Source organism: Sporosarcina cyprini (assembly GCF_022048975.1).
Lineage (GTDB): Bacteria > Bacillota > Bacilli > Bacillales_A > Planococcaceae > Sporosarcina > Sporosarcina cyprini.
In genome coordinates, this window is the sequence record NZ_JAKMHX010000022.1 from 1 (window position 1) to 25,529 (window position 25,529).

At 46.3% G+C, this 25,529-nt stretch carries 23 protein-coding genes; 3 read left to right on the top strand and 20 right to left on the bottom strand.

The features are described from left to right. The 12 genes from L7D49_RS07635 to L7D49_RS07690 all read right to left on the bottom strand — a co-directional run. On the bottom strand, window positions 1–310 hold a 310-nt coding region (locus tag L7D49_RS07635; RefSeq protein ID WP_238080187.1), incomplete at its 3' end, for an IS3 family transposase. An 11-nt stretch (window positions 311–321) separates the two neighbouring features. Beyond that, complete coding sequence (locus L7D49_RS07640; protein ID WP_238080188.1) at window positions 322–612, bottom strand: helix-turn-helix domain-containing protein; 291 nt, start codon at window positions 610–612, stop codon at window positions 322–324. Window positions 613–698: 86 nt separating this feature from the next. After that, window positions 699–1,049: a hypothetical protein gene (locus L7D49_RS07645; protein ID WP_238080256.1), complete on the bottom strand. Its 351-nt coding sequence runs from the start codon at window positions 1,047–1,049 to the stop codon at window positions 699–701. 13 nt (window positions 1,050–1,062) lie between these two features. Next, a complete protein-coding gene (locus L7D49_RS07650) occupies window positions 1,063–1,242 on the bottom strand; it encodes a hypothetical protein (protein ID WP_238080257.1) in 180 nt (59 codons plus the stop codon). Window positions 1,243–1,373: 131 nt separating this feature from the next. Continuing rightward, window positions 1,374–3,764, bottom strand: coding sequence for a S8 family peptidase (locus L7D49_RS07655; protein ID WP_238080258.1), 2,391 nt, complete (start codon window positions 3,762–3,764; stop codon window positions 1,374–1,376). A 36-nt stretch (window positions 3,765–3,800) separates the two neighbouring features. Further along, window positions 3,801–5,075 (bottom strand): L-cysteine desulfidase family protein, encoded by a 1,275-nt coding sequence (locus tag L7D49_RS07660; RefSeq protein WP_238080259.1) that lies wholly within the window; start codon window positions 5,073–5,075, stop codon window positions 3,801–3,803. Window positions 5,076–5,325: 250 nt separating this feature from the next. After that, the gene (locus L7D49_RS07665; RefSeq protein WP_238080260.1) at window positions 5,326–5,706 is read right to left on the bottom strand and encodes a MerR family transcriptional regulator; all 381 of its coding nucleotides are present in this window, start codon (window positions 5,704–5,706) and stop codon (window positions 5,326–5,328) included. Between the two features lie 12 nt (window positions 5,707–5,718). Then, window positions 5,719–6,825 (bottom strand): FAD-dependent oxidoreductase, encoded by a 1,107-nt coding sequence (locus L7D49_RS07670; protein ID WP_238080261.1) that lies wholly within the window; start codon window positions 6,823–6,825, stop codon window positions 5,719–5,721. A gap of 210 nt (window positions 6,826–7,035) precedes the next feature. Continuing rightward, window positions 7,036–7,440, bottom strand: a complete 405-nt coding sequence (locus L7D49_RS07675; protein ID WP_336246380.1) for a disulfide oxidoreductase — start codon at window positions 7,438–7,440, stop codon at window positions 7,036–7,038. After that, window positions 7,430–8,083 carry a DsbA family protein gene (locus tag L7D49_RS07680; protein WP_238080262.1) on the bottom strand — a complete coding sequence of 218 codons (654 nt, stop codon included), beginning with the start codon at window positions 8,081–8,083 and terminating at the stop codon, window positions 7,430–7,432. Before L7D49_RS07680 ends, L7D49_RS07675 begins: the two co-directional genes overlap by 11 nt. A gap of 44 nt (window positions 8,084–8,127) precedes the next feature. Next, window positions 8,128–8,976: a M56 family metallopeptidase gene (locus L7D49_RS07685; RefSeq protein ID WP_238080263.1), complete on the bottom strand. Its 849-nt coding sequence runs from the start codon at window positions 8,974–8,976 to the stop codon at window positions 8,128–8,130. A 3-nt stretch (window positions 8,977–8,979) separates the two neighbouring features. Next, window positions 8,980–9,393: a BlaI/MecI/CopY family transcriptional regulator gene (locus tag L7D49_RS07690; protein ID WP_238080264.1), complete on the bottom strand. Its 414-nt coding sequence runs from the start codon at window positions 9,391–9,393 to the stop codon at window positions 8,980–8,982. A gap of 294 nt (window positions 9,394–9,687) precedes the next feature. Here L7D49_RS07690 and helD point away from each other — a divergent pair, with 294 nt between their 5' ends. Then, on the top strand, window positions 9,688–12,024 hold the full coding sequence (gene helD / locus L7D49_RS07695) for an RNA polymerase recycling motor HelD (RefSeq protein ID WP_238080265.1): 2,337 nt from the start codon (window positions 9,688–9,690) through the stop codon (window positions 12,022–12,024). A gap of 63 nt (window positions 12,025–12,087) precedes the next feature. Here helD and L7D49_RS07700 read toward each other — a convergent pair whose 3' ends face one another. From L7D49_RS07700 to fdrA, 7 genes are all read right to left on the bottom strand, one after another. After that, window positions 12,088–13,344, bottom strand: a complete 1,257-nt coding sequence (locus L7D49_RS07700) for an MFS transporter (RefSeq protein WP_238080266.1) — start codon at window positions 13,342–13,344, stop codon at window positions 12,088–12,090. 249 nt (window positions 13,345–13,593) lie between these two features. Continuing rightward, window positions 13,594–14,313, bottom strand: a complete 720-nt coding sequence (locus L7D49_RS07705) for a response regulator transcription factor (RefSeq protein ID WP_238080267.1) — start codon at window positions 14,311–14,313, stop codon at window positions 13,594–13,596. Beyond that, complete coding sequence (locus L7D49_RS07710; RefSeq protein ID WP_238080268.1) at window positions 14,310–16,937, bottom strand: ATP-binding protein; 2,628 nt, start codon at window positions 16,935–16,937, stop codon at window positions 14,310–14,312. The genes L7D49_RS07705 and L7D49_RS07710 overlap by 4 nt, the downstream gene beginning before the upstream one ends. Before the next feature lie 67 nt (window positions 16,938–17,004). After that, window positions 17,005–17,943 carry a carbamate kinase gene (arcC, locus tag L7D49_RS07715; RefSeq protein ID WP_238080269.1) on the bottom strand — a complete coding sequence of 313 codons (939 nt, stop codon included), beginning with the start codon at window positions 17,941–17,943 and terminating at the stop codon, window positions 17,005–17,007. Further along, window positions 17,928–18,860, bottom strand: a complete 933-nt coding sequence (locus L7D49_RS07720; protein ID WP_238080270.1) for an oxamate carbamoyltransferase subunit AllH family protein — start codon at window positions 18,858–18,860, stop codon at window positions 17,928–17,930. Before L7D49_RS07720 ends, arcC begins: the two co-directional genes overlap by 16 nt. Continuing rightward, complete coding sequence (locus tag L7D49_RS07725) at window positions 18,860–20,122, bottom strand: YlbE family protein (RefSeq protein WP_238080271.1); 1,263 nt, start codon at window positions 20,120–20,122, stop codon at window positions 18,860–18,862. The genes L7D49_RS07720 and L7D49_RS07725 overlap by 1 nt, the downstream gene beginning before the upstream one ends. Window positions 20,123–20,227: 105 nt before the next feature. Beyond that, on the bottom strand, window positions 20,228–21,976 hold the full coding sequence (gene fdrA, locus L7D49_RS07730; protein WP_238080272.1) for an acyl-CoA synthetase FdrA: 1,749 nt from the start codon (window positions 21,974–21,976) through the stop codon (window positions 20,228–20,230). Between the two features lie 298 nt (window positions 21,977–22,274). On the opposite strand from fdrA, the gene L7D49_RS07735 reads away from it, so the two are divergent. Continuing rightward, complete coding sequence (locus L7D49_RS07735; protein WP_238080273.1) at window positions 22,275–23,156, top strand: alpha/beta hydrolase; 882 nt, start codon at window positions 22,275–22,277, stop codon at window positions 23,154–23,156. 18 nt (window positions 23,157–23,174) lie between these two features. Continuing rightward, a complete protein-coding gene (gene allD / locus L7D49_RS07740) occupies window positions 23,175–24,224 on the top strand; it encodes an ureidoglycolate dehydrogenase (RefSeq protein WP_238080274.1) in 1,050 nt (349 codons plus the stop codon). 48 nt (window positions 24,225–24,272) lie between these two features. On the opposite strand, the gene L7D49_RS07745 is transcribed toward allD, so the two are convergent. After that, window positions 24,273–25,508: a Zn-dependent hydrolase gene (locus L7D49_RS07745; protein ID WP_238080275.1), complete on the bottom strand. Its 1,236-nt coding sequence runs from the start codon at window positions 25,506–25,508 to the stop codon at window positions 24,273–24,275. Window positions 25,509–25,529 lie beyond the last annotated feature (21 nt).

The window sequence follows — 25,529 nt, forward strand, 5'->3', positions numbered from 1 at the left end:
GAGGCTTCCTGCGTTGTGTCTTCAGCGGCAGATTGTACATCTTACGCATTCGGCGAATCCTCTTGATGTTCACCACAACACCGTACTGTCTGTAGAGTTCATTTTTGAACCTCACATCCCCCAAGTTTCCGCCGTGCGTAACATAGAGGGATAACATCTGATTCAACAAGGGCTTGTCCCGTTCCGCTTGTGTCTCCGTCTTTTCTTCTGACAGTAATTTATAGTAATAAGAACGGCTGAGCTTGGTGATGCTTGTCAGCAGACTGATCGGATATCGGTCCTTGTAGGCTTCAATAAACTCAAAATCCATCTGTGTTGCGTTCACCCCCTTTTCAATTGTAAAAGCTTTTTTAAATAGAGAATCTCTAGTTTCAGCCGTTCGTTCTCTTCCGCCAAATCTTCCTGCTTTATTCTTCCTTTGTTCATCTGTCCGCGGGTATCCCGCAGGGATTCAAACGATTTGGTATCCTGCACAATTTTAGCCCACTCATAGATTCTTCTCCGGTTTGATATGTTGAACCGTTTTGTGAGAGCACTCGCTTTGTGGCCTTCAAAAAACAATTCTACTACCTCTTTTTTCTCTTCAAATGTGTAGTTTCTCTTCTTACCCATAGTAGCAGCACTCCTATCTAACGTAGTTTCAGTATAGTGTGCGCTTTATAGATTGTCTCTTTAGATGGTATTATCTCAGTCCTGAGCTACCACTCGTAAAAGCTGGCAACCGCTCGTATGTCCAAGGGAACCACTCGTAAAAGTCCGGCAACCGCTCGTATGTCCTGGGGAACCACTCGTAAAAGCCGGCAACCGCTCGTATGTCCCGAGGAACCACTCGTATAAACCGGCAACAGCTCGTATGTTCCGATGAACCACTCGTATAAACCGGCAACCGCTCGTATGTCCTGGGCTACCACTCGTATCCGCCGACAACCGCTCGTATATCCTGGACTACCACTCGAATAAGCTGGCAACCGCTGTATGTCTTGGGCTACCACTCGTATAAGCTGGCAACCGCTCGTATGTCTCGGGCTACCACTCGTATAAGCTGGCAACCGCTCGTAAGTTCTAGGCTACCACTCGTATCCGCCGACAACCGCTCGTATATCCTGGACTACCACTCGAATAAGCTGGCAACCGCTCGTATGTCCCGAGGAACCACTCGTATAAACCGGCAACCGCTCGTATGTCACGGGCTACCACTCGTAAAAGCCCGACAACCGCTCGTATCCCCTTATCCAATCCCATTTTCATTCCATCTTACTTGGAACAAGCAATTGCTACTGCAGGTTTCATGTCTAAAATATCAAAAAGGACTGTCCAGCAAATCAGTTTCCACTGACTTGTCGGACAGTCCTACGACTTAACCATTGCACCTATTATTCTTCACGCTGCACTAAACATTCAGCGGCATTTCCAGCTGCGTCTGTCACAACTATGCTCAGAAGATCTTTCCCCGCTTCAAATGAAGGCAGCTCAAATGAAAACGTCCCGTCTTGATTCAACAAGAAAGATACAGCCTCACCTGACTGGCCGTTTTTCGTCAATATGTACGAGGCCTGCAGTTTTTCATTCAGCTCGAATCCTTCTCCGATTTCTTCCAAGGCCTGATTGAATTCGATATAGTGGTCTGTCACTTGGCCTTTCACCGAGGCCGCATCGATGGAAGCAGTCACCACAGGCTTTGTTGTTTTCACAAAGACAGGACCGATACTGGCATTCAGAGCGAGCGCTTTTACCATTCCTGTAAAATTAACTGAATAGATTCCATCCGCCAGTAGCGTTTCTTCTCCGGACCAGGAGGATTTGTATCGTTGAAGTATCGGAAACTCCCTTGTTCCGAGGCTAATCCCGTCTTGATAGAACAAACTATCTACCGGTTCTTTTGTTATATAATTAACAAGTTCCAAGGATGGATAAGACACATCGGTATTCACCGACAATCTGACAGCTACGTGCCCGCCTGCTTCCGTTTCAGTAAAGGAGAGATCCGTCTTCGTCATGCGAAACTCCTCAATGGCAGGTGTGACGGTTGCTCCGTTGCTGAAATCAGCTGCAAATGGCAATGATATTTCAACCGATTGGTCGCGGTTGGCAATTCGGATATAGCCTGTTAGCTCGTCTCGATATTTCGTATTTGGATTTTTTGATGCTTTTAATGAAACCTGCAGCCTTTGTTCCCCATTGAGTGTAAAGGACGGCGGATTAATCGTCACTTCTGCATCTCCAAACGCTTTAATCACTTGAACCGTGACATCATATTCTCCGCCCGTCCCTTTTATATCTTTTACTAGAAGCTGTTTGGATATCGAGATGTCCTCATCCAGCGATACAGAACCAAACGTAACAGTACCTTTTGGATTCTCCACCAATTCTCCCTCACCATTCATTTCGACCTTCTCAATGGAATAGGCGAGGATAGCCGGGTGAACAGCTTCATAAGGCTGTACACGTCCCGCGCCTTGATCGAACACATCAAACTTTTCAGTATCCAGCACTCTTGCTGTATTCGAAAGCGCCACTTTAATATCAAACGGCGTCCAGTCCGGATGGGCTTGCTTAATGAGTGCTGCTACCCCAGCTATGTAAGGTGCTGCCTGCGATGTTCCAGTCTCCCGTTTATAGGCATCTTTATAGATGGCGCCTGATTTATCTTCCACATATCTCGGCATCGTTGAGAAAACTTCTGTTCCTGGCGCCAGCACATCGGGCTTAATGTCAAAATCCGGTTTGGACGGTCCACGGGAGCTTGAGCTGTCCACCTGATCATCCCGCGTCGAATTGCCGACTGAAATGCCAAGTCTGGAAGTGCCGGGAGCACGCACGGAACCACGAACCGGCCCTGTGTTGCCAGCCGTGCTTATCGCAACGATCCCAGCCATCACCGCATGATTTAGAGCGATCGAGACGGCATGGGTTTCTAAATCGCTATCCAAGCTTAGCGATAGATTAATGATATCCATCTTCTGCGCGACCGCTTCCTCAATTCCTTTAAGAAGATAGGATGTTTTTCCGGCTGTATATGCGCCAAATACCCGATAGGCATACAACTCAATTTTAGGAGCTACCCCTCTTACTCCATTTTTCCCTGCCAAAATTCCAGCGATATGCGTTCCGTGATACGATTCAAACGCGGCTCCGGTAGACGGATGTTTTTCCGGAGCTCCTTCCGGGCGTTCAGCAGGTGACGTCTCGGAAGGATCGTCTTCCTCCCTCGACCGGGCGTATTCTTCCGGATTGGATTGATCCACAAAGTTTTTCCCGCCTTTATATACGTCTTTTAAATCGGGGTGGTTTTTATCTATGCCCGAATCAAGAACCGCCACCTTAATTCCCTGTCCTTCAATTCCATCTGCCCAAAGAGCTTGCAACTCGGGAAAGAGGCGATCGATTTCGGTTTCATTATCAGACGGGCAGGCAGCGGACGTCGCAACCGCTCCTCTCACTTGCACATCTGGTTCAATCCAAACCACTTCCTTGAGGGAACGGACTTTTCCGATGTCTTTCCGTCGGATAATTGCAGAGAATGCATTTAGTACGGTGCGAAACGGCTGAACCTCACTAACCCTGATGTTCCTTGCAGCCATCTCATGAATGACTCGCTGTTGTTGCAGGTTTACGGCTGCATCCGCTTTTTTATAAGCTTCGTCAGTGAAAGGAATGCCGTCCAATTCCGCCGCACGTCTCTGCAGAACGATAGGATCTTCACTCAAATGAACAATGACAGCTATTTCTTCCTCTTCAGATGATCTGTTATACAAATTCCGCATATAGAATCTCCTTTAGCTGTTCTTCACAAGTTCTCATCATTTGTTCATCATTAACTTCAAAATCCACTCATCTGTTTGCCGTGTCCCTTCATTTCCAAGCGTACAGAAAGCTTCAATGCTCTTCTCGACGTCATCGTGAATAAAACCGTCTGTGGATTGAATTTCTTGGTGGCTCATTGCAAGCAGAGCCGATTGGACGGCTACGTTGGAGCAAGTGGAGACCTTCATGGCGCAACCAGCTTTCGCACCGTCGCAAATCATCCCGGACACATTGCCAATTGTGTTTTGCACCGCCGCTTTCACTTGCTGAAGTGTCCCGCCAAGCAAATAAACGATGGCAGCGCTGGCTCCCATTCCGGCAGCTGTTACACCGCATAACGCCGATAAACGGCCAAATTTCGATTTTATATGAATGGTGACGAGGTGGCTGAGCGCTACAGCGCGGATCATGACTTCCTCAGAAACTTGAAGCTTCTCTGCTGCAGCAACGACCGGCAGCGTGACGGCAATGCCTTGGTTTCCACTGCCTGTATTCGCCATAACCGGCAAGGTGGAACCCGCCATCCGCGCATCGGAACCAGCTGCAGCAAGCGACATAGCCGCTGTCGCTAAATCATCTGACAGAATCCCTTTCTTCACGTTTTCCTGAATCGTACGGCCGACATTTAACCCATAGTCACCGGACAGCCCTTCCAGCCCGATCACTTTATTCAGTTCAATACTTCTCTTTACAAGAGCCAATTCCGATAACTCCGCTTGCAGCACCCACTCATAAATTTCATCAAGCGTCAGTGCCTCTAGCTCTTCCTCTTCCGATTGGATGCGGATGTTTTCACACCCTCCGCGGAATACAGCTTCGCCATCCACTTCAATTAACGTAATATTGCTATGGTTATCGCTAATAATTACACGAGCTTCCTTTTGATCTGTCTTCACCTTCACTTCTATATATAATCTTTTCGGCGTATCTGCCTGGCCCGCCTCGATTTTTCCTTCTTCTATAAGTTGAAATGCTTTCATCTCATCATCTTTTGTCAGCCCATCCAGCAGTTCCAATTTCCTCTCCGGATTTCCTCCTACCGCACCGATGGCGGCAGCAAAGTCGAGACCTTTTCCTGTCATGCCCGGAATACCGACGGATTTTGCATTTTTTATGATATTTCCGCTGGCCATCACGACGATTTGTCGGATTTCGCCTTCCGCATGGCTCTTGGCTGTCGCAGCCGCTAATGCGATCGCTACCGGTTCAGTGCACCCCAATGCCACAACTAGCTCTTTCTCTAAAACCGCTGAAATTCTATTTCTCTCCATTTTTACAACCCCCATTTGTTCGTCATGATGCCGCCGTCCTCATCCAATTCAGTACAGCATCTTATCTGCTCTTTCCCTTGAACATACTGACTTTCGTCCTGAAGTTCAATGGGGTTCGTCTATTATGGAGTTTTTCATGTCAGGTTGGGCAGCATCCACTCCAATCCACCAAAAAAACGCCTATCCGGCGTAACCAAATAGGCGAGGTGTGAATGAAAATGGATTATGTTTTATAAGTCGGTTCATCAATTCAAATAGGATCTTCAGATTTCATTTCCGCTATCAAATCAAAATAGCGATTCGCTTTCTCTTCAATATAGGCCGCTCTCTGTTTCGCTTCTTCCAGCTGTGCATGCGCCGCAGCTTGTTGTTTACGCATGATCTCATGGCGCTCCGGCACGGTGGCATCCCCTTCCTGGCAGAGGGCGATATATGTTTTAATATCGTTTAGTCCCATGCCGCAATGCCTCAGATGTTTTACACACAACAGCCAGTTAACCGCAGCTGGGTCGAACTGGCGATTGTTATGTTCGTCGCGCTGTAAATTCGGCACTAATCCTTTGTCCGTATAGTAGCGGACTGTATGCTCGGTTAACTCAAGCAATGCAGCCACTTCCTTCACCGTATACATCGCCAACCTCCTTTATGGGCGCCCAAATGAACGGCTATAAAATTGTCCTGATTGAACCATCCGGCGTACTTTTTCTAAACGGAGTGATTCATATTCTTCCAATGCTTGGACAGCCGCCTGTCCTTGAACGCAATTTTCTGCGCATCTACCTAAAGCCACAGCATCTTGCAAGGATTCATTAAACCCGCTTGCCGTAACAGGAGCCGGAACATGTGCCGCATCCCCAACGAGCGCGATCCGGCCCTTCGCCAGCCGATTGGGCACATATTCTTTTATCGGAATCCCGATTAGCGTCCGTTCTCGTATGGCATGACGGGCAGCAAATCGCCAAGGTTCTGGCCAGCCTGCGGTCTCTGCTTCCAGCTCTCTGAGCGTCTGCTCCGGTATATCTTGTCCATTCAATGAATGAAATACGACCATTCCTTCGACACACCCCAGTTGGCGCAATAAGCCGCTTCGCTTATTGTCATACCATGTACAGCCGATTCGGCGGCTCCCGGCAACAGAAGATTTATCCTCCCTTTCAATAATGGAGCCGAACTTAAAACCATCATAACTGTCAAACATCTCAACGGAAGGACCGCTAGCTGCAGGACGAAGTGATTCAGGCAAATCATTCTCATCGATGGAGGCGAGCCATCCCATATAGCCAGCGTATGTAGCGTTCGGTTTGTCAGGCGATACATATTTTCGCACCTGGCTATTGTGCCCGTCCGCCCCGATCAGCAGATCTCCTTCAACTCTCTCCTCTTGATCGGTTACGACCCAGGCTGAGTTAGCATCCTGTTCTACTTCGACAATCCGTGTATTATAGCGCAGCTTGATCCTGTCATCCTGTTTAGCCGCCTCCCGCAGACGCGACTCGATCGAAGCCCAAAGCTGGACGGAACTTTTCCCTCCAGACACAAGTTGCTTCAGCAGTTTCTCTGTCTTCGAGCGACCGAACGTTCCACCGTCTACACGGAGACCCGATCCGCCAATCCGATGTTCCCCGACTTTCTCTACGATGGTGACCTGGACACCCTCTTGCGCGAGGGCAATACCGGACATGAGCCCTGAAAGTGAGGCACCGACAATAACAGCCGCCCCTTTTTGGCCTTTCTCTATCTCAACATTCATAACGCCGAGCCCCCTCCCGATTTTTTAAAGTAGTATATCACCTTCGAGTGACTCGAAGTCAACCTGAAAGGGTTACTTCTAAGAGCAAACACCAGCCACCGGAACAGAAAAAGCCTGCTCGTTTTGAAAGCATCAAAACAAACAAGCTTATATCTCTTTAAGCTAGGCTATCCAGAGATGAAAGTAACCTTCGCGTCTGCACTAATTAAATTATTTTCGCTTCCAGAGGACAATCATGAGAATCGTAATTAGAGCAAAAGCGACGAATGCCATGAAAGGAATTGTGATAAATCCTAAGTAATTAACGTACTGGCCTGAACACGGCACACCGCTTGTACAAACGCTAAATTGCTGTAACGAAGGGATTTTCTGCAGTGCGTAATGATAAGAAGAAACGGCCACACCGATCATTGACAAAGGCAGTGCATACACATATACGTTTTTATCATTGCGATAAAACGCGATCCCCAGCAAAAAGACCAGCGGGTACATTAGAATACGTTGATACCAGCAGAGATCACAGGGGATGAACCCCATTCTTTCGCTAAAAAACAAACTTCCTGCCATGGCGATTATAGCTGCAATCCACGCAAGCAATAACGGTTTATTTACCACTTGCCGTCGCCTCATCTACCTGATCAAAGAAATCCTTCATACTGCTTCCTTCAAACAATTTTCCGTTAATAAAAATCGACGGTGTTGAGGATATTCCTAAATGATTCGCTATGCTCATGTCCTTCTTCAAAGCTTCATTCCCTTTTCCTTCTTGATACGCATTCAGCACTTGCTGTACATCCTCTGCACCTACAACTTCAGCTAACAGCGTTTCCATAACGTCATCTGTGAATTGCATGGCTTTACCAGATTCGTCGGTTTGATTGGCGAACAATAAATGATGGAACTTCCAGAACACATCATTGCCGAGTTCCTTATAGACAGTCTCAGCAAATTGCGCAGACGCGGTCGAGTCAGGACCCATGAAAGCATAATTCATAAAATACACTTTGGCCTTCCCTGTTTCAACAAGCTCCTTTTCAATTACCGGAAGAAGACTGTCATTAAAATCTTTGCAATGAGGGCATTGATAGTCTCCAAACTCAACGATTTTGACAGGTGCAGATGCATCTCCTAAAAAAGGCTGCCCTTTATAGTCAATGTCGGCGGACTCCTTTTCTTTTCCTGTCAGCACTATAATCCCAATGATACAGACAGCTATAACTCCAACAAACCAAAATATTTTCTTTGACAACGGTACCACTCCTAAACGAAAACTACTTTATGTAGTGTGATGAGATAATAAATTTACGCAAGCGCATAAATAAATAGGCCACTAATGATACTAAAGACTACAATTGACAGAAAGACTGTTTTTATCGGCAGCCGCAACCGAAACTCATGGACTGGATTCAATATCGATTCAATCCGAAGATCAACGGCAGTCGCAGCAAATGAAACAAATGTAAATGGCATCTTCTCTTGCTTCCCTACTCTAACCATTTTCACAAGCGCACTGCCCAAATGAACAACTGTCCCCTGTCGTTGAATTGCAAATTCATCCGCCAACACTTCCTGTACAACCTTATATTGACGATAAAACCATTTTTGAATTGGGATATACCACATGACAGATGAGCTGAGAGATAATAAGAAAACCTTTAAAGGATCGCGATTTACTTTGTGGTACATTTCATGAGCCACCACTGCCTCTAGCTCTTCTTGATTTAATAAATGATACAAGCCCGTTGTAATGATGATTTTAGGTCGGATAAACCCCATTGTAAATGCAGCAGGCGTCGGATGCGAGAGAACAATAATACATTCTTTTCCGAGCTTGAAAACTTGATTTAACTTCTTTGTAAGTTCTCTTTCCTTGTACTGCTGAAAATGTTGCTTCACTTTAGTCATTTGAATCCATTGCAAACCAATTTTCCATAACGAAAACAACAATGTATACACGACCAGCCCATCAAGCACATGCATCAAGGATGACAGACCAATTTCCTTAAGCCAGCTATGACATACGGAAACCATGTTAAGCTTCATATCGCAACCTGCAAATATAGAAACGGCATACAGAACCATTTGAATAGCGATGATGCTGGTTATGAGAATCGAGACAGTCAAAATAAAAAACGATTGGCGTTTTACCATACATTACAGCCCTTTTTTCAATTCTTCAATTTTACGTTCCAGCTTCGCGACAAGATCGTCATCAGCTTCCTCGAGCGCGTCTAGCATATGGCTGACGACCACACTTCCAAACTCATCCATCAGTTCGTTTGTCATTTCTTTCGACTGGCTGTTTAAAAACTCCATCCTGGATTGAATCGGTTTGTATAAAGAAGATCTCCCTTCGGTTCTCTTCTGAAGAATATTCTTCTCTACCAGTCGATTCATCACCGTCATTACCGTGTTAAAATTCGTTACTTTTTCCTGGTCAAGAACTTGCTGCACATCCCGTATAGTTAGTTCTTCAGCATCCCATAAAATGTCCATAATTTTTGCTTCGAGCGGCCCAAAAAACCGGGTCAGCCCACTCTCATTCAATTTAAAGCTTTTTACTCTCAACTTCGAACACCTCACACTACATATTGTAGTGTCTCATTTTACATTATGCAATAATTACTTTCAGACTTGCAACGCATAAAAAAGCTCACCCTTTCAGAAATGGGGTGAGCCTGCGTTTCGGGAAATCCTCGTATAAAACACTAAAAAACTCATTGAATAAAATGAGCTCATATGGTATTTTTATATAGATAGGCATTTATTAATAAAAACGTCTATATTTACCCTATCTTAATTGTACACCATAACCTATTTGTTCGTCAACCCTTTTACTCATTTTTTTAAGGAGCGTGTGCTATGAGGTCAAATTTCGAGCAGGAGCAGCAAAGAGTAACTGATGTGATGGAGTTAATTCAAAACAAGATTCGCCGGTTGGAGAAAGAAACGTCACAACGCCGGGACGAAGTGGTGAGCATTCGGAGACATTTTTGGGATGAGGTCAAGGTAAATACGGATTCGTTCGATGATTATCTTGAAACCATTATCGGCTTGCGGCAAGAAGCTCAGGCCCTTTCTGTGAGCCAAAGCACTCATCGGCAAGCTTCCAAAAAATTGTCCACACTTCGCCGGATGCAGGATGCCCCCTATTTTGGCCGGATCGACTTTCTGGAAGAGGGCTTTTCATCTGACGAACAAATTTATATTGGCATATCCACGCTGACTAACGACAGCGGAGAGGACTTTATTATCTACGATTGGCGAGCGCCGATTTGCAGTGTGTATTACGATTATCAGCCAGGTGCAGCCCATTATACGACACCGGGTGGAGTGATTCGTGGAGAGCTGTTGAAAAAGTGGCAGTATCTCATTCGGGGCGGTGTTCTTCAATCCTTATTTGATACGAGTCTCACAATCGGCGATGAAATTTTGCAGGAGGTATTAGGGAAAGGCACCGACAAACAGATGCATTCGATTGTTGCCACTATTCAACAGGAGCAAAATAAAATCATCCGCCACGATCAAGGCAAACTGCTCATCGTCCATGGAGCGGCAGGCAGTGGCAAAACGTCTGCGGCGCTACAGCGGATTGCCTATTTGCTATATAAATATCGCGACACGATCAAAGCAGATCAAATCATCCTGTTCTCGCCGAATACGATGTTTAATCATTATGTAGCCAATGTGCTTCCGGAGCTCGGTGAGGAAAACATGCAGCAGGTCACCTTCCAGGAATATCTGGACTATCGACTAGGGAAACAGTTTACTGTTGAAAACCCGTACGACCAATTGGAATATGTGTTGACTGCCGCACACAGCAGTTCCTATTACGCCAGAGTGGCAAGCATTCGACTCAAGGCCTCTACTCCGTTTTTCGAAGCAATTGAAGGCTATCGACATGCCTTGGAGACAGCAGGGATGTCGTTTAAAGGAGTAGCCTTTAAAGGGGAGACCATTGTTAGTGGAGAGCAAATTGCTGAACAGTTTTACGAGCACGACACCGCAATCCGCTTTCATAACCGACTTGAGAAATTAAAGGATTGGCTGTTGCAAAAAATAGCCGACTTCCAAGAAACAGAGTGTACAAAACCTTGGGTTTTAGAGGAAATCGAGCTGCTTAGCAATGAGGAGTACCATAAAGCACGCATGCTTCTTGCAAAAAAGCACGGCGTGCAAAAAGAAATGATGGCGGATTTTGATGTGGATCCTGATGAACTTGCCCAATTGATCGTTCGACAGCGGATGAAGTCACTGCGAAAACGTGTCGAAGCATATGATTTTATTCATATGAAAGAGATTTACAAGCAGCTATTTACTTCCCCCGAGCAAATTAGGCAATGGTATGACGGAGAGCTAATTGAGGAGTGGCCTGCTATCTGCAAAGAAACACTGACAACGATCAACGATGGAATCTTGCTTTACGAGGATGCCACACCGTTTTTGCTATTACAGGAGCTCATTCTCGGGTTTCAATCCAACCGGACAATTAAACATATTGTCGTAGATGAAGCACAGGATTATTCACCGTTCCAGTTCGAGTATTTACGACGGCTGTTTCCTGCTGCCAAGATGACGGTTCTGGGCGATTTCAACCAGGCTATTTTTGCGCATGCAAGAGACCGGGTTGACTTTCAAACACTCACTGGGCTGTACGGGGCGGAACAAACGGAAGTCGTCCACTTGGCCCGGAGCTATCGTTCCACGAAACCGATTATCGAATTCACACGAAGACTCGTACCGAACGGCGAGGAGATTATTCCATTCAATCGTGACGGCGAGCTGCCTGTTCTGACACAGCTCGAAAGCAAGGAGGCACTGCACCGCCACATCACCTCGAAGGTGGCAGAACTGCAAAGCCTCGGCTGCCAGAGTATCGCCATCATTTGTAAATCAGCAGCAGAAAGCCAGAATGCCTTTGATGCCTTATCCCATATCGAACAGATTAAGTTCCTTAAGAAAGGCACAATGGAATACGAGCAAGGTGTTGTCGTCATTCCGTCGTATTTGGCGAAAGGAATTGAGTTTGAAGCAGTTATTATTTACAATGCTTCCGAAGCAGTTTACGGGGATGAAAGCCTGCAGCGCATTTTCTATACCGCTTGCACGAGAGCGATGCATTATCTGTATTTATACAGCGTCGGAGAGCCGACTTCCTTGTTGCACACTATTCCTAAAGAATATTTCATCCAAGCATAATCAAAAAAGCGCCACTTTGTTCCGTGCGGAACGAAGCGGCGCTTTATTTCTTACTGTTTTACATCAACCACCAGTAACTGCAGTATCCTCAGTCGTTACACGCTTCTCTTCTTTAATCAAAGCTGCTGAAATGGTACCGATCACAAGCAGGAAGCCTGCGAAGTAGAAGCCCATGTTCAAGCTGCCTGTAACGTCAGTCAAGAAACCTGTAATGTATGGCGCCAAGATGGATCCACACATCCCGATAAAGTTATACACACCGAATGATGTAGAGTATGCATTCTTCGGCGCATTGTCTGCCACAACGGCAACCAATACCGGGTTTGTACTAATCTTACCGAAAATCCCGTAACCGATTAGAGCAGCGTATAGTACCCACATGCTATCAAACGCTACGATCGATACAAGTGCAACGAGCGATGCCGGAAGCATGATAAGCAATACCGGACGGCTCTTTCCTAGACGGTCTGCAACCCAGCTGAAGAAGATAGAAGCTGGAATGGCTGCCCAAGGTACAAGAGAAGATACAGTCGCAACTGCGCTTCCTTCAATACCGCGAGCATGTTGCAAGTAGTACGGCATCCAAGTTACAACAACGAAGAAACCGTAGATGGCACAGAAAATTGTAATGTAAGACATGAGCAAGTTGCGGTTTTTGAACAAAACGCTCATTTTAAGTTTTTCTTGTTTATCGAGTACAGCATTTACTTCTTTGCCTTTTGGCTTTTCCTTAACGAGCCACCACATGAGCAAACCGATTAAGACAACCGGAATAGCGACGATATAGAATGGCGCTCTCCAGCTCATCCCTGCTTCAAGCGTGAAGCTGGATAAGTAGTACCCTGCGGAAAGACCGAATGCCATACCGCTGTTAATGATCGCAGAACCGACAGTCAAGTGCTTTTTCGGAATCGCTTCAGAAGACAATCCATACTGTGGTCCGTAATAGAATCCTTGGAAAATACCAACCATTAGCCACATCAAAATAAATAGGAAGAAGCTAGGCATTGCGCCTGAGATTGCTGCGAATAGTCCAAATAAGATAATACCTGGAACCAATACTTTCTTCTTCCCGATTTTATCTCCTAACATACCGGATGGAATGTTAAGTCCTGCATAACCGATGAAAAAGATACTGCTGATCATACCAAGTTGTCCAGCAGATAAACTGAACTCATTTTGAATATCATCCATGACAGGGTTCAAGATTGCACGTGTTCCATAGATAGCAACCCACCCTAAAAAGAATACGATAACGGCTTTGACCCAATACGGGATCAATTCGTCCTTCTGGCCATTATCATGAACTTGCTTTGCCATTATGAGTGCCTCCTCATTCTTTCTATAATGGTACTTCAGGAAAATGATCATTTACCTTGCACTGTTATCATACGGCAGAGAGCATTGCAGACGAATAAAAACACGTAATGCGACATTGCTAAAACATTAAATTTCTAAGTAATTCCTGCCAAGTTCAAATCGACCAGCGGCTTCCGCCTGTTTATCCGATTCAGGCCGATCAAAAACAATTTCACATGCAGTCCTCTAAAAGGCTTTGCCGGACGCTAATTAATTGTTGTGAATAGCTGCTACACTTTTCAACATATAACCAAGACCCGGATACGTAATGATATACTCTTCCGGTTCCTTCAATCGTTCTTTAATTTTGCGCCGGATCCGTGCTATGCCGACACGCAAATATTCCACATCATCGCGATATTGCGGTCCCCATACTTCCGACAGCAGTGTTTCGTGCTGAACAACCTTGTCCAAATTGAGCGCCAGAATCTCCAATAGCAGAAACTCGGTTTGTGTGAATTTCAATTCTTCTCCGTCAATCCACACCCGCTTGCTGCCTACATCAACTTGAATGGAGCCTGTCTCAATCATCGAAGAGGCGTTTACAGTCCCTTCCGTGAGAGCCGGCTGGCTTCTGCGCAAGACGGCATTTACACGTGCGAACAGCTCATCTAACGAGAAAGGCTTCGTCAAATAATCATCTGCTCCGAGATTCAAGCCATTTACTTTATCTTTCGGATTGCTTCGCGCTGTCAGCATGATAATGGGCGTATGTGAGAACTTCCGGAGTTCTTTTAACACATAAAATCCATCCTTGCCCGGCATCATAATATCGAGCAAGATTAAATCTGGCGAAATCAGATCATAGTTTTCAAGCAGCTCTTCTCCAGAAGATGCCGTCTCAACGTCATATCCAACCGAACGTAAATTTGCTGAGATGAAACGTAGAATCTTCGCTTCGTCATCTACGACACATATTTTTTGTTTCATCCCTTACCACCCTCTCTTAATGGAAAGTAAAGTGTAAACGTACTGCCTTTTCCAGGCGTGCTGTCCGCTTTGATTTTCCCCTCATGGGCTTCCATAATTCCTTCGCAGATCGACAGCCCGAGACCCGTTCCGCCGGAGCGCCGTGTGGCGGTCACATCCACCTGATAGAAGCGATTGAAAATCTTCTGCAGATGTTCCTTGGAAATCCCAATACCATTATCCGATACAGCAATCGTCAGCCAATTGCCCTTCTTTTCAAGCGTCACGTCTATCTGCTTTTTCGGATGATCATTATAGCGGAGCGCGTTCGTAAACAAATTGACCAGCACTTGCTGCACGCGTGTTTTATCAGCATAGAAGAACAGGTAATCTTCCGCTTTGTTATGAAACTCGATTTTTGCATTTTCTTTTAATACAAACGGAATCAATTCAATCGATTTTTCAATCACATGGTCCGCTCGAATCATATTGCGCTCGATATACATGGAGCCAGATTCGATTTTTGAGATATCCATCCAATCGTCAACCAGCTGCTGAATACGCTCAATGTCTTCATGGACCCCTTCAAGCAGTTCACGCTGGAAATCAGGCTCCCATTCGACGTTATCGCGGAGCAGCGTCTCGACGCTTCCCCGAATATTGGTGATCGGCGTCTTGAACTCATGCGATGTCAAGGAAATGAGGTTGTTTTTCAACGTATCAATTTCCTCTTCTTTTGTGATATCACGAATAAGCAGACCCTCACCAATCTTCTCATCATCGGAAACAACAGAAAACTTATGGAGCATGTAGAAGTCGGTATCCCCGGTTTTCGTCTTGTGCTCCAGCTTCAATTCATTTACATCGCCATTAAAGTAGGAAATTAACTCTTCTTCGGTAATATCGAATATTTTGCTAAGTCGCTTTAAGACATCCGGCAACCGTTTAAGCTCCACATTTAATCCATCGCCATCAATTACATTCAAGAAAGATTCATTGACGTAATCGACTTGGTAATTATTATTCAGTAGCATAATTCCTTCCGACATACTTTCCAGAACGGCATCGAGCTCTGCGTGTTTATTGCGATAGCGCTCAAAAAGCAATTTGTTTTGCATCATAATGGCAAGCGACCTTGAAAAAGTTTGTAGGAAAGACTGTTCTTTCGACTCGATTGTCTGTCCTTCCAATAAATCAATGATTAAATAGCCATTCGGCAATTCACTTAGAATGATGGGTTCGATCCGTTGATTTGTACCTTGAACATGCTGTTCCATATACTTCTGCAAGCTGATGTTTTTGTAGATATGCTCACGTGTCACAGCCAGCTCACGGAACCAGATATGTACTGAAAACGGAACAGTCGGCTCCATTTTTTGCAGGCATAATTGAATAAAGTGAGGCAAATCCACCTCAGAAGACACTGGTGTAATCAGCTTGTTGACAGCCAGCAGCTCGGCATTCCGCGTTTCTAAATTAGCAGTTCGCTCTTGCACGCGTGCTTCAAGCTTTGTGTTCAGCTCCATCAATTCAGCACGGTTTTCCTCGATTTCGAATAGCATTTCATTGAAATGAGTGAGCAGGTCCGTCATTTCCTGGGGCCCGTCGATCTGTTCTGCAATTTGTACAGGCTGATTGGATTTGTAGCTCGCTGAATACCGTTTGATCGTATCGAGCAAATTGCGAATCGTTCTTTCAAGCCTTGCGCTTAGGTAAAGACTAGCCAGAACGACCAACAGTGCCGTTAAGGGAATGAACCATAATATCGTAATAGCCGCATCTTTCAATGGTTTTAAAATTAGCGTAGACGGGTTCGCAATCCAAAGCGTCCAACCGAGATTTGGCGTTTTCGTATAAGTGATGAATTCCTTTTCCCGGTCTTCTTCTTGTATCGTCATACTTTTGACGGAACCGCCATTGGTTTGATTGATCGTCTGAACAATTTTAGAATCCGTCAGGTTGACCATCTTCGTTTTGGTGTCAATATCCGGATGGATAATGACATTATTATCTTGATCCAGCAAAACAGCATAATTCGCGTCGCCGGAAATCCGGGTCGAAACATACTTTTCTAATGCATGTAAGTCGATTGCCCCTAATATGTAGCCTTGCATTTGACCGTTGCTGTTAAAGATAGGCGATACAATAGCTACAAGCAGTGTATCGGTCCCCCCTCTGCCATGGAAGACCGGAGATACAACTTGCCGCTTTGTTTTCAGCAACTCTTTGTAATACGATCGATCACTAAAATCAATATGTTCGCGCGTTGCACCATCTGTATAGACTGGCGGATAGAAGACGAGCGACTCTCCATGTTTATCCCCGACATACAAATTGACGAATCCAGGATAGTGGGCTTTGACATCCCCCAGCACCTCTTCGATTTTTTGCATATCGTCCGACTCCATTAAAGGTGCAATAATGGAAGACATGGTCTCAATGACACTGCCATGCTGTTCCATGTAGCTTTCTATATTATCATCTAGAAACTCGGTCACTTTCGTCTGGCTGTCTTGATTATCTTTAATTAAAGAGGAGAGCTGAAAGAATTGAAAAATCCCAAGTGAAATAATAGTCGTCAGCCCAATCGCTAAAAACGAATAGCTCAATTCCTTTCGAAACGAGCGGGATGGTATTTTCTTCATTCAGTCCCTCCTCTCTTTGTGAACTACAATCTACGAGGTAACCTCTTTATAGTAATATATAATAATATTATTTTGTAATTTGAGTGCCTGCTTTGCCTTCAACAGCTAAATCTGCTTGTCCAAGAGAACAGATAATTGCACGGCCGCCACGTTCAGCAAATTTCATCGCCGCTTCCATTTTAGGACCCATGCTTCCTGCAGAGAACTGTCCTTCATCTGCATATTTCTTTGCTTCTTCTAACGTAATGCAGCCAAGCGCTTTTTGATCCGGCTTGCCGTAGTTCACGTAGACATTATCTACGTCTGTCAAAATCATGAGGACATCCGCTTCTGATTCTTCTGCAAGACGGAATGCACTGCGGTCTTTGTCAATAACGGCTTCAATGCCAGTCAGGCTTCCATCTTCTTTACGTGCAACTGGAATGCCGCCGCCTCCAGAAGCGATGACGATGACTTGGTTGTCTGTCAGCATTTTAATAGTTTGTGAGCTTAAAATGGATTTCGGTTCAGGTGAAGCAACCACTCGTCTCCAGCCGCGTCCTGCATCTTCTTTCACGACCCAGCCTTTTTCTTTAGCCAATTGTTTCGCTTCTTCCTCTGAATAGAAGACACCGATCGGCTTGGACGGATCAATAAATGCCGGATCTTCCGGGTCCACTTCTGTCTGTGTCAGCATGCTGACAACTTCGCGGTCTAGCTTCAACTTATTCAATTCATTTTTCAATGATTGTTCCATCATATAGCCGATAAAACCTTGCGACTCCGCGCTGCAAACATCCAATGGAAGCGGTGGAACGAAATCCTTCGCTTCTTCGTTTTGACGAAGAATATTCCCGACTTGCGGTCCATTCCCGTGAGTGACAATGACCGTGTGTCCGTTCTTTACAATCTTCGAAATGATTTCTGTGCTGATCCGCACGTTTTCATATTGATTTTCATACGTCGCTTCCTGTTTAGGTTGGAGAATTGCATTTCCTCCGAGTGCGATTACTACCTTTTCAGCCATTCTAATTTCCTCCTCTTTATCAATAAACCAAGCAACATTCCAAAAACCGTGTCGATTCCGGAACTATGCCCCATATCCAGTAAATCTTCAATCACTGGTTCCAATGTATAAATATCGGTCTTCTCTGTTAACGCGGATACTGCCTTCACTACCGTCGAGCTGAATCTGCCATCCAGTGCATACAGCAAATATTCTAGGCCAACATCCGTAGTCAGATTTTCTTCCGCCACTAAACGGCGAAGCGTTTGAAGTGCTTCTGAAGAGATCAAGCCAACAGCTGTATGGATGGCCAAGATCCCAACGAGATGATCATCACCTGATGGAGTGAGCCCCTGGCCTCGGCCCAAAAAGAACCGCAAGCTTTGTTCCAATTTCTTTTGATCCGATGAAAGGAGTACCGCAACGAGCTCTTTCAGTTGCCGGCCTGTTTCGCTAGCAGGCCTATTTCCTTCCAGATAGTCCGCTACAAACTCTTCAATCTCAATGTCCAATCCCGTTTTCATCGGTTTTTCCACCAAGATGGATAGAAGCATGACTAAGTTATTCGTCACATTTTCTGCCTCAAGCTCACGACAGGACAACTCCCAATGAAACGGGTCGGCTTCAGCAAGCGAAACGGCAAGTGACGCCGCTTCAAAGACAAGCTCCTGTGAATCCGCTTGCCATTTCACCAGGCTTTCCTGTTCAATGGCTTTTACAAAAGAGTGAACATCCTCACCCGATAGGTGGATACCGAAAGGAAGCTCGCCATTCTTCTTCGTTCCGATGAAAAACAACCTGCCGCCCATCCGGATATTCACGCCATTTTGAAAGACACTGTGCACAGAGCCTTCCGGGTGCTCAGAAAGCAGCAGAGGAATACGCTGCTCGTATTCCTTTGCTGCTGCAACTGTTTTGTTTCCTGCCCCGCTGTTCATTAGATCAAGCCGAGTTTGATCGCGTACGCTTCCAATGCTTTTTCAAAGCATTCTTTCGGTGCACGGACCGTACCTGCTCCTACTTGTCCCATTCCAGCTTTTTTATGGGCAATCCCTGTATTAATGACTGGCTCAATGCCTGTCTCCACTACTTTACGTGCATCAATTCCGAGACAAGCGCCTTGGAAATCCCACGTAGGAATTGTGAAATTGCTGTTTTGAGATACACAGATCTCAGCCATTTCGTTACTTGTCGCAAGTGCATCGTCAAAACCGCCTGCACCGACAAAGCGAGTAACGCCTGGTGCAGCGATCATCGCCATACCGCCGACGCCGAATGTTTCTGTAATGGCGCTGTCTCCGATATCCGGGTTGGCATCTTCTTGTGAGTAACCTGTGAAGAACAGGCCTTGTGGCGTGTTAACCGGTGCTGTGAACCACTCGTCACCCATTCCGCTAATACGGATTCCGAAGTCTTTACCATTACGGCACATTGCTGTAACAACTGTACCGTGTTCAATCGTGCGCGCCGCATCCATGACTGCCTTGCTAGTTGCCATGGCAATGTTCAGGAAGAACTGGTCAGTATCCGCAAGGAACTGAATGACATCTTTGCGGTCTTTATCATCCATTTCTACTTGTACGATGTACGGGCTGATTTCCTTCAAGAAGATCAACGATGCCGCAATATTACGTTGGTGGAACTCGTCACCCATTGTGATCGCTTTTGCAATCATAACGTTCAAGTTCAAGCCGTCTTCTGTCAGCTTAAGCGCTTTCGAGATTGTCGGGCCAAGTACGTTTTGCATCCATTTCAAACGGTCAATAACTTCTTGAGAGTTTGCACCGAAACGAAGCACTTTCCCGATTCCTTCGTTCATAATGCAGTACGCTTCATTGCCATCCGTGCGGTTTTCTACAACAAAAACAGGCATGTTGGCAGAAGTAATTCCGCCCATAGGACCTACCGCGTTCACATGGTGGCAAGGGATGAATTTCACTTCGCCGGAAGCAAGCTGTTTTTCCGCTTCTTCTGGAGTAGCTGCCCATCCTTCATAGATCGATGCACCAATGCAAGAGCCTTGCATTGGGCCTGTCATGTCTTCCCACTTAATTGGAGGGCCTGCATGGAGCAATACTTTACCATCATTAAGTTCTTTTACTTTTTCTTTAGCCGGAACAACATCTACTAAGAATGGCGCTGAGCCGGTAATTTTGTCGATGACTGCCTTGTTTGCTTCATCCATTGAATTGTATTTCATACTCGTTCCACCTCATTCGTTATATTTAAAGCCGTTCTATCCCGATATGGCGAAGGCCCAGTCCATCTTCGGCCAGACCTTCATTCACTATCTTGCCGTCCTGTATTACTTCAACAAGCTAAGGATTTTAGCCATACGCGCGTTACCGCCGGCAATTGGACGCCAATCATATTGCACGAATTGAGTGCCTGTATCTGCAAGCGCATCCGTAAAGCCTTTTAAACCGACATTGATGACACGCGGACGGTCTGAAACGAGGGAAGCGATTTCATCGGAAACGGACAAATCGAATTCCTTGCCAGACTTCTCGCCTTCCACATGCTTCTTCTCGTAGTCTTCTACGTGAAGTCCTACGATGCTAAGTGCTGTACGGACTGCTTCGTTGTTCGTTTCTTTTACAATAATGCCTGCTTCTTTCAATGCTTTCACATGGCCATCGTAGCTTTGCGGATCGTTTTTCGTACCGCAAACGGTAGCGACGACATGCAGTGTGCGTCCATCTTCTTTAGCAGTAGCCACTGCTTTTTGAATGGAAGGAAGCAATGCACTTGCCATGTCATCATGCGAACCATAGCCAAGTACGAAATCGAGAAGAATGACAGCTGTAGATGCATCAGCACCTGCCTCTTCAATAAATTTCGAACGTGTTTCAGGATCGATCATCGGATGCGGCTTTCCTTGTGTGTACTTGTCATCACCAAGGTCGACAACTTCATGGCCTTCATGTTTAAGAACATAACCTTCTTCGTTTTTGATATGTGTTCCAAGTCCCAAAGCGTCTGAGATCAAGATCGCTGCTTCCGAAGCGAGTGTTCCGCCCGAATACAAGCCCTTTAATGTACGTTGGCCTTCTTTAAGATCTGTGTTGGACACTGTGAAATCACCAGCATTATAATCAGGTTTCACTTCATTGCCTTTTGCCAGGTCAACAGCGATGTAAGCTGTCTCTGCAAGCGTGTATGCCTGATATACATTGCCAACGTATTGCTCTGGCTTTTCGCCGAGGAATACAGCAACGACAGGTTTGGTCAAGCTTTGAAGCAAGTCCATTACTTCATTCCGTACATGCTCTGCAGGCGGCTTCGAAATGATTGTGATGATTTCTGTTTGGCTGTGATTTTCAAGCGCTCGGATGCCATCCATCATCGTGATTGCACCGATTGGATCTTTCAAGTCACGTCCGCCTGTTCCAATCGCATGGCTGACACCTTCGCCGAGACGGTCAATAATCGTTGAGACTTCTTGGATCCCTGTTCCGGAAGCACCTACGATACCGATGCGTCCTTTGTTTACTACGTTAGCGAATGCAAACGGCACGCCATCCAAAATACCTGTACCACAGTCAGGACCCATAACAAGCAATCCTTTGTCATGCGCTTTTTGCTTTAGACAAAGCTCGTCCTCAATCGATACGTTGTCACTGAATAAGAAAACGTGAAGTCCACGGTCAAGCGCCTTGTCCGCCTCGTCTGCTGCATATTGACCCGGCACTGAAATCATAGCGACATTCGCACCTGGTAATGCGTCCACTGCTTTGTCCCATGTACGCACTGTTTCAAAGCTTTGTTTTTTATTGCTGATGGATTGGTCTTTCAAATACTGATCGACTTTTTCTAGCACTTTGTCAATTAAACTAGCATCGTCTGTGTCTACAACGATTGCCATGTCGTTTGATTCGGCTGCTTCCAATTCAGGTGTATGCAATCCAGCCGTATTGAAAATATCCTTGTTCGCTGGAGTCGCCATCATTATTTGCACCTTGTTGAGCCCTTCCATCGTCGACACGGAATTCGTAAGTAACATCAGGTTGATGGAGTCTTGGTACGAGTTCTTCTTAATAATCGTATGAAGCACAAAAATCACTCCTATATTTTTTTGAAAATCAGCACAGCAAGTCACATGCCCAAAAATTCTCAGAAATAATCGCATGCAGCTGTTGATTTTCTACGCCAAAATCATTGTAACTGAGGCGCCATTGCAGACGAATAAAATCCACGGGTCCCACATTACAAAAACGTAAAAATTCTGATCAAAAGCTGTTTTCTTAGCGAACGGTAGTATAGTATTTAGAAGAAAAATGTTGAAATGAAATAGATTTTGAACCTAACGATAATCTAAAGAAGTTCAAGAGTACAGAGGAGACGAAATGATCATGGCAGAAACATTTGTCTATCGGCAAGTCGGAGAGTGTTCCATTGAGGGTGTGCTCCATCGCTCACCTGTGAAACAGGCGCCTTTGCTTGTTTTTATCCACGGAGGCGGACTAGTGTGGGGCACGAAGGACGATTTACATAAAGAACAAATAAAACGGTACACCGAAGCGGGATTCCACGTGTTTTCTGTCGATTACCGCCTGGCACCGGAAACTAAGCTGACCGGCATTCGGGAAGATATCGAAAGTTTGATCGCATGGTTAAAAACCGAGGCCTCTTCTATGTTCGACTTTGATCCGAACCGCGTGGCTGTAGTCGGCAGTTCCGCTGGCGGTTATTTAGCTTTGCTGTCCGGCACTTTTGAGGTGAAGCCGGATGCCATTGTGTCTTTCTACGGCTATGGACAAGTGACCGGAGACTGGTATAAGGAACCGAGTCCTCACTTTACAGCAATGCCTACGGTTCCTGAAGTGCTTGCAAACCAGCTAGTACAACCCTCGCCGATTTCTTCGGCTCCCATTCAAACAAGATACGCCATTTACTTGTATTGCCGTCAGACGGGCTCATGGCTTGATTGGGTGGCAGGTAAAGATCTTGCCAAGGACGAAGAGGCCTTGAAAAAATTTGCTCCTTTCGAGCTTGCAGACGCTGCATATCCGGCCACCTTGCTAATTCATGGAGATGCAGACAAAGATGTTCCTTATTCGGAATCAGTCGGAATGAAAGCGAAGCTGGACGCCCTGGGAGTCTGCAATGAACTGCTGACAATCCGGCAAGGACAGCATAATTTTGATGCGAACATGGAGGATCCGGACGCGATATATGCAGTGGAACAGACGATACGATTCCTGAAAGAGCGTTTTAAAATCGAAGAATCCTAACAAAGGGGAGTGCTTGAAATGAGAGTGAGCTTTGACGAGCTGAAAATGTTAATAGCACGGAAATTGACGAAGGCCGGTCTGCAGCCAGCGCATGCAGAAACGGTTGCCGATGTACTGGCACATGCAGATGCCCGGGGGATTCATTCACACGGTGCGATGCGGGTCGAGTATTATGCGGAGCGTATTGCAAAAGGTGGAACGACGATTGAACCGGATTTCAAATTCACAAAGACCGGAACGGGAACGGCCGTGCTGGATGCCGATAACGGAGCCGGGCATGTGGCGGCGAAAGAAGCAATGGAACACGCCATTCAAATGGCTCGCGAAAACGGTACAGCCATCGTTGGCATACGCCGAATGGGCCACAGCGGCGCCCTGTCTTATTTCGTCGAGCAGGCTGCTGAAGCTGGTATGATCGGCATTTCCATGTGCCAATCGGACCCTATGGTCGTTCCGTTTGGCGGTGCCGAACCGTATTTCGGTACAAACCCGATCGCTTTCGGAGCACCGGGCAAAGATGGCGATAAAATCATTATTGACATGGCGACAAGCATCCAGGCTTGGGGGAAAATCCTGCATGCCCGTTCAAAGCAAGAATCTATTCCAGATACGTGGGCAGTCGACAAGGATGGAATTCCAACGACAGACCCATTTAAAGTGAACGCCCTTCTGCCAATTGCCGGGCCAAAAGGGTATGGTCTCATGATGATGATCGACATCTTATCAGGCGTTCTGCTTGGTCTGCCATTTGGCAAGCATGTGTCCTCCATGTACCACGACCTGACTGCAGGCCGTGAGTTGGGCCAGCTGCATATCGTCATTGATCCCGGCGCTTTCACAAGCACGGAATTGTTCCGCGAAAGCATCTCCGGCATGATGAAGGAATTGAACGAGGTGAAGCCTGCTCCAGGGTTTAATCAAGTGCTGTATCCGGGACAAGACGCCTTGCTGAAAGAGCAAGAGGCCATGAAGAACGGAATTGAAATAGTCGATGATATTATCGATTACTTGCGGAGCGATGTCATCCATAACAATCAATACGATCATAAAGATCCGTTTGCGAAGTAAAATGACGAATGAGCGCAGCCAGGTTAATTCCCGGCTGCGCTCATTTTATCAATCCACGGTCTGTGCCTGCTTTAACAGGAAAGCCCGCAAGACTTGCGCGCCTTCCATCAGCTGCTCCATGGAAGTAAATTCGGCTGGATTATGGCTAAGTCCATCCTTGGACGGAACGAAAATCATGCCTGTCGGACAGAGAGAGGCCATATTCATTGCATCATGGCCAGCGCCGCTCGGCATCTTCATCCAAGCGATTCCTTGTGCCTCGCAAACTGATTCCAAATCCTTCACTAGCGCGTTGTCCATTTGAACAGGCGTCTCGCTTGAGATTTCCTCCATCCAGATATTCAGGCAACGAGCTTTCTTCACATCGTCTATCGCTTTTTCAAGTGCCTCCACGACCCGCTGGCGGGATTCGAGGCTCGTTCCTCGGATGTCGACATCCAATTCCGCGAGGCCCGGCACAACATTCATGGCGCCAGGCTGGATGGAAAAGACACCGACCGTACCGACTGTGCCATGCGCAAGCTCCTCGATTGCTGCCCGCTCCACGGCAAGTGCAATTTCCGCTCCACCTAGAAGGGCGTCATGCCGATAATCCATCGGCGTTGTGCCGGAATGATCCGCCGTCCCCTCGACATGCACGTGAAAACGAATAGGTGCCGCAATAGCGGAGACAATCCCAATCGAGACGTCTTGCTTTTCAAGAACTGGCCCCTGTTCCACATGCAGCTCAACGAATGCCTTGAATTCATCACGAAAACGCTTTGCCAAATGAACCTCTTCCAAATCAAGACCGTTCTCTTCAAATGCATGCATCAGCGTGACTCCGTTTTTATCTGTCAAAGACCTGGTATACGCAGGATCCAGCCGCCCCGTCATCGCTTTGCTTCCTAAAGTCGATGCACCAAAGCGAGCGGATTCTTCACATGCAAAGATGATCACTTCGAGCGGGTGCAAAGTAGCAATGCCCTCATCCGCTAGGGAACGCATAATTTCAAGAGCGACAAGAACGCCCGCCGTTCCATCGAATTCTCCAGCAGCATACACCGAGTCAATATGCGAGCCCGTTGCCACAACCGGCAAGTCAGGGGCAGCCCCTTCCCGGCGCGCAATGACATTCCCCGCATAATCGGTCCGCACCGTCAGACCCGCAAGCTTCAGCTGCTCGATCATATAGAGCCGAGCGTCGCGTTCCATTTTCGTATAGGCCAATCGATTAATGCCTTCTCCTTTGTCCGTGAACTTCGCAAGTTCTTCAAACGAGAGGCGCAGCCGGTCCATCTTCATGGCAATTCCCCCTCTTTCTAT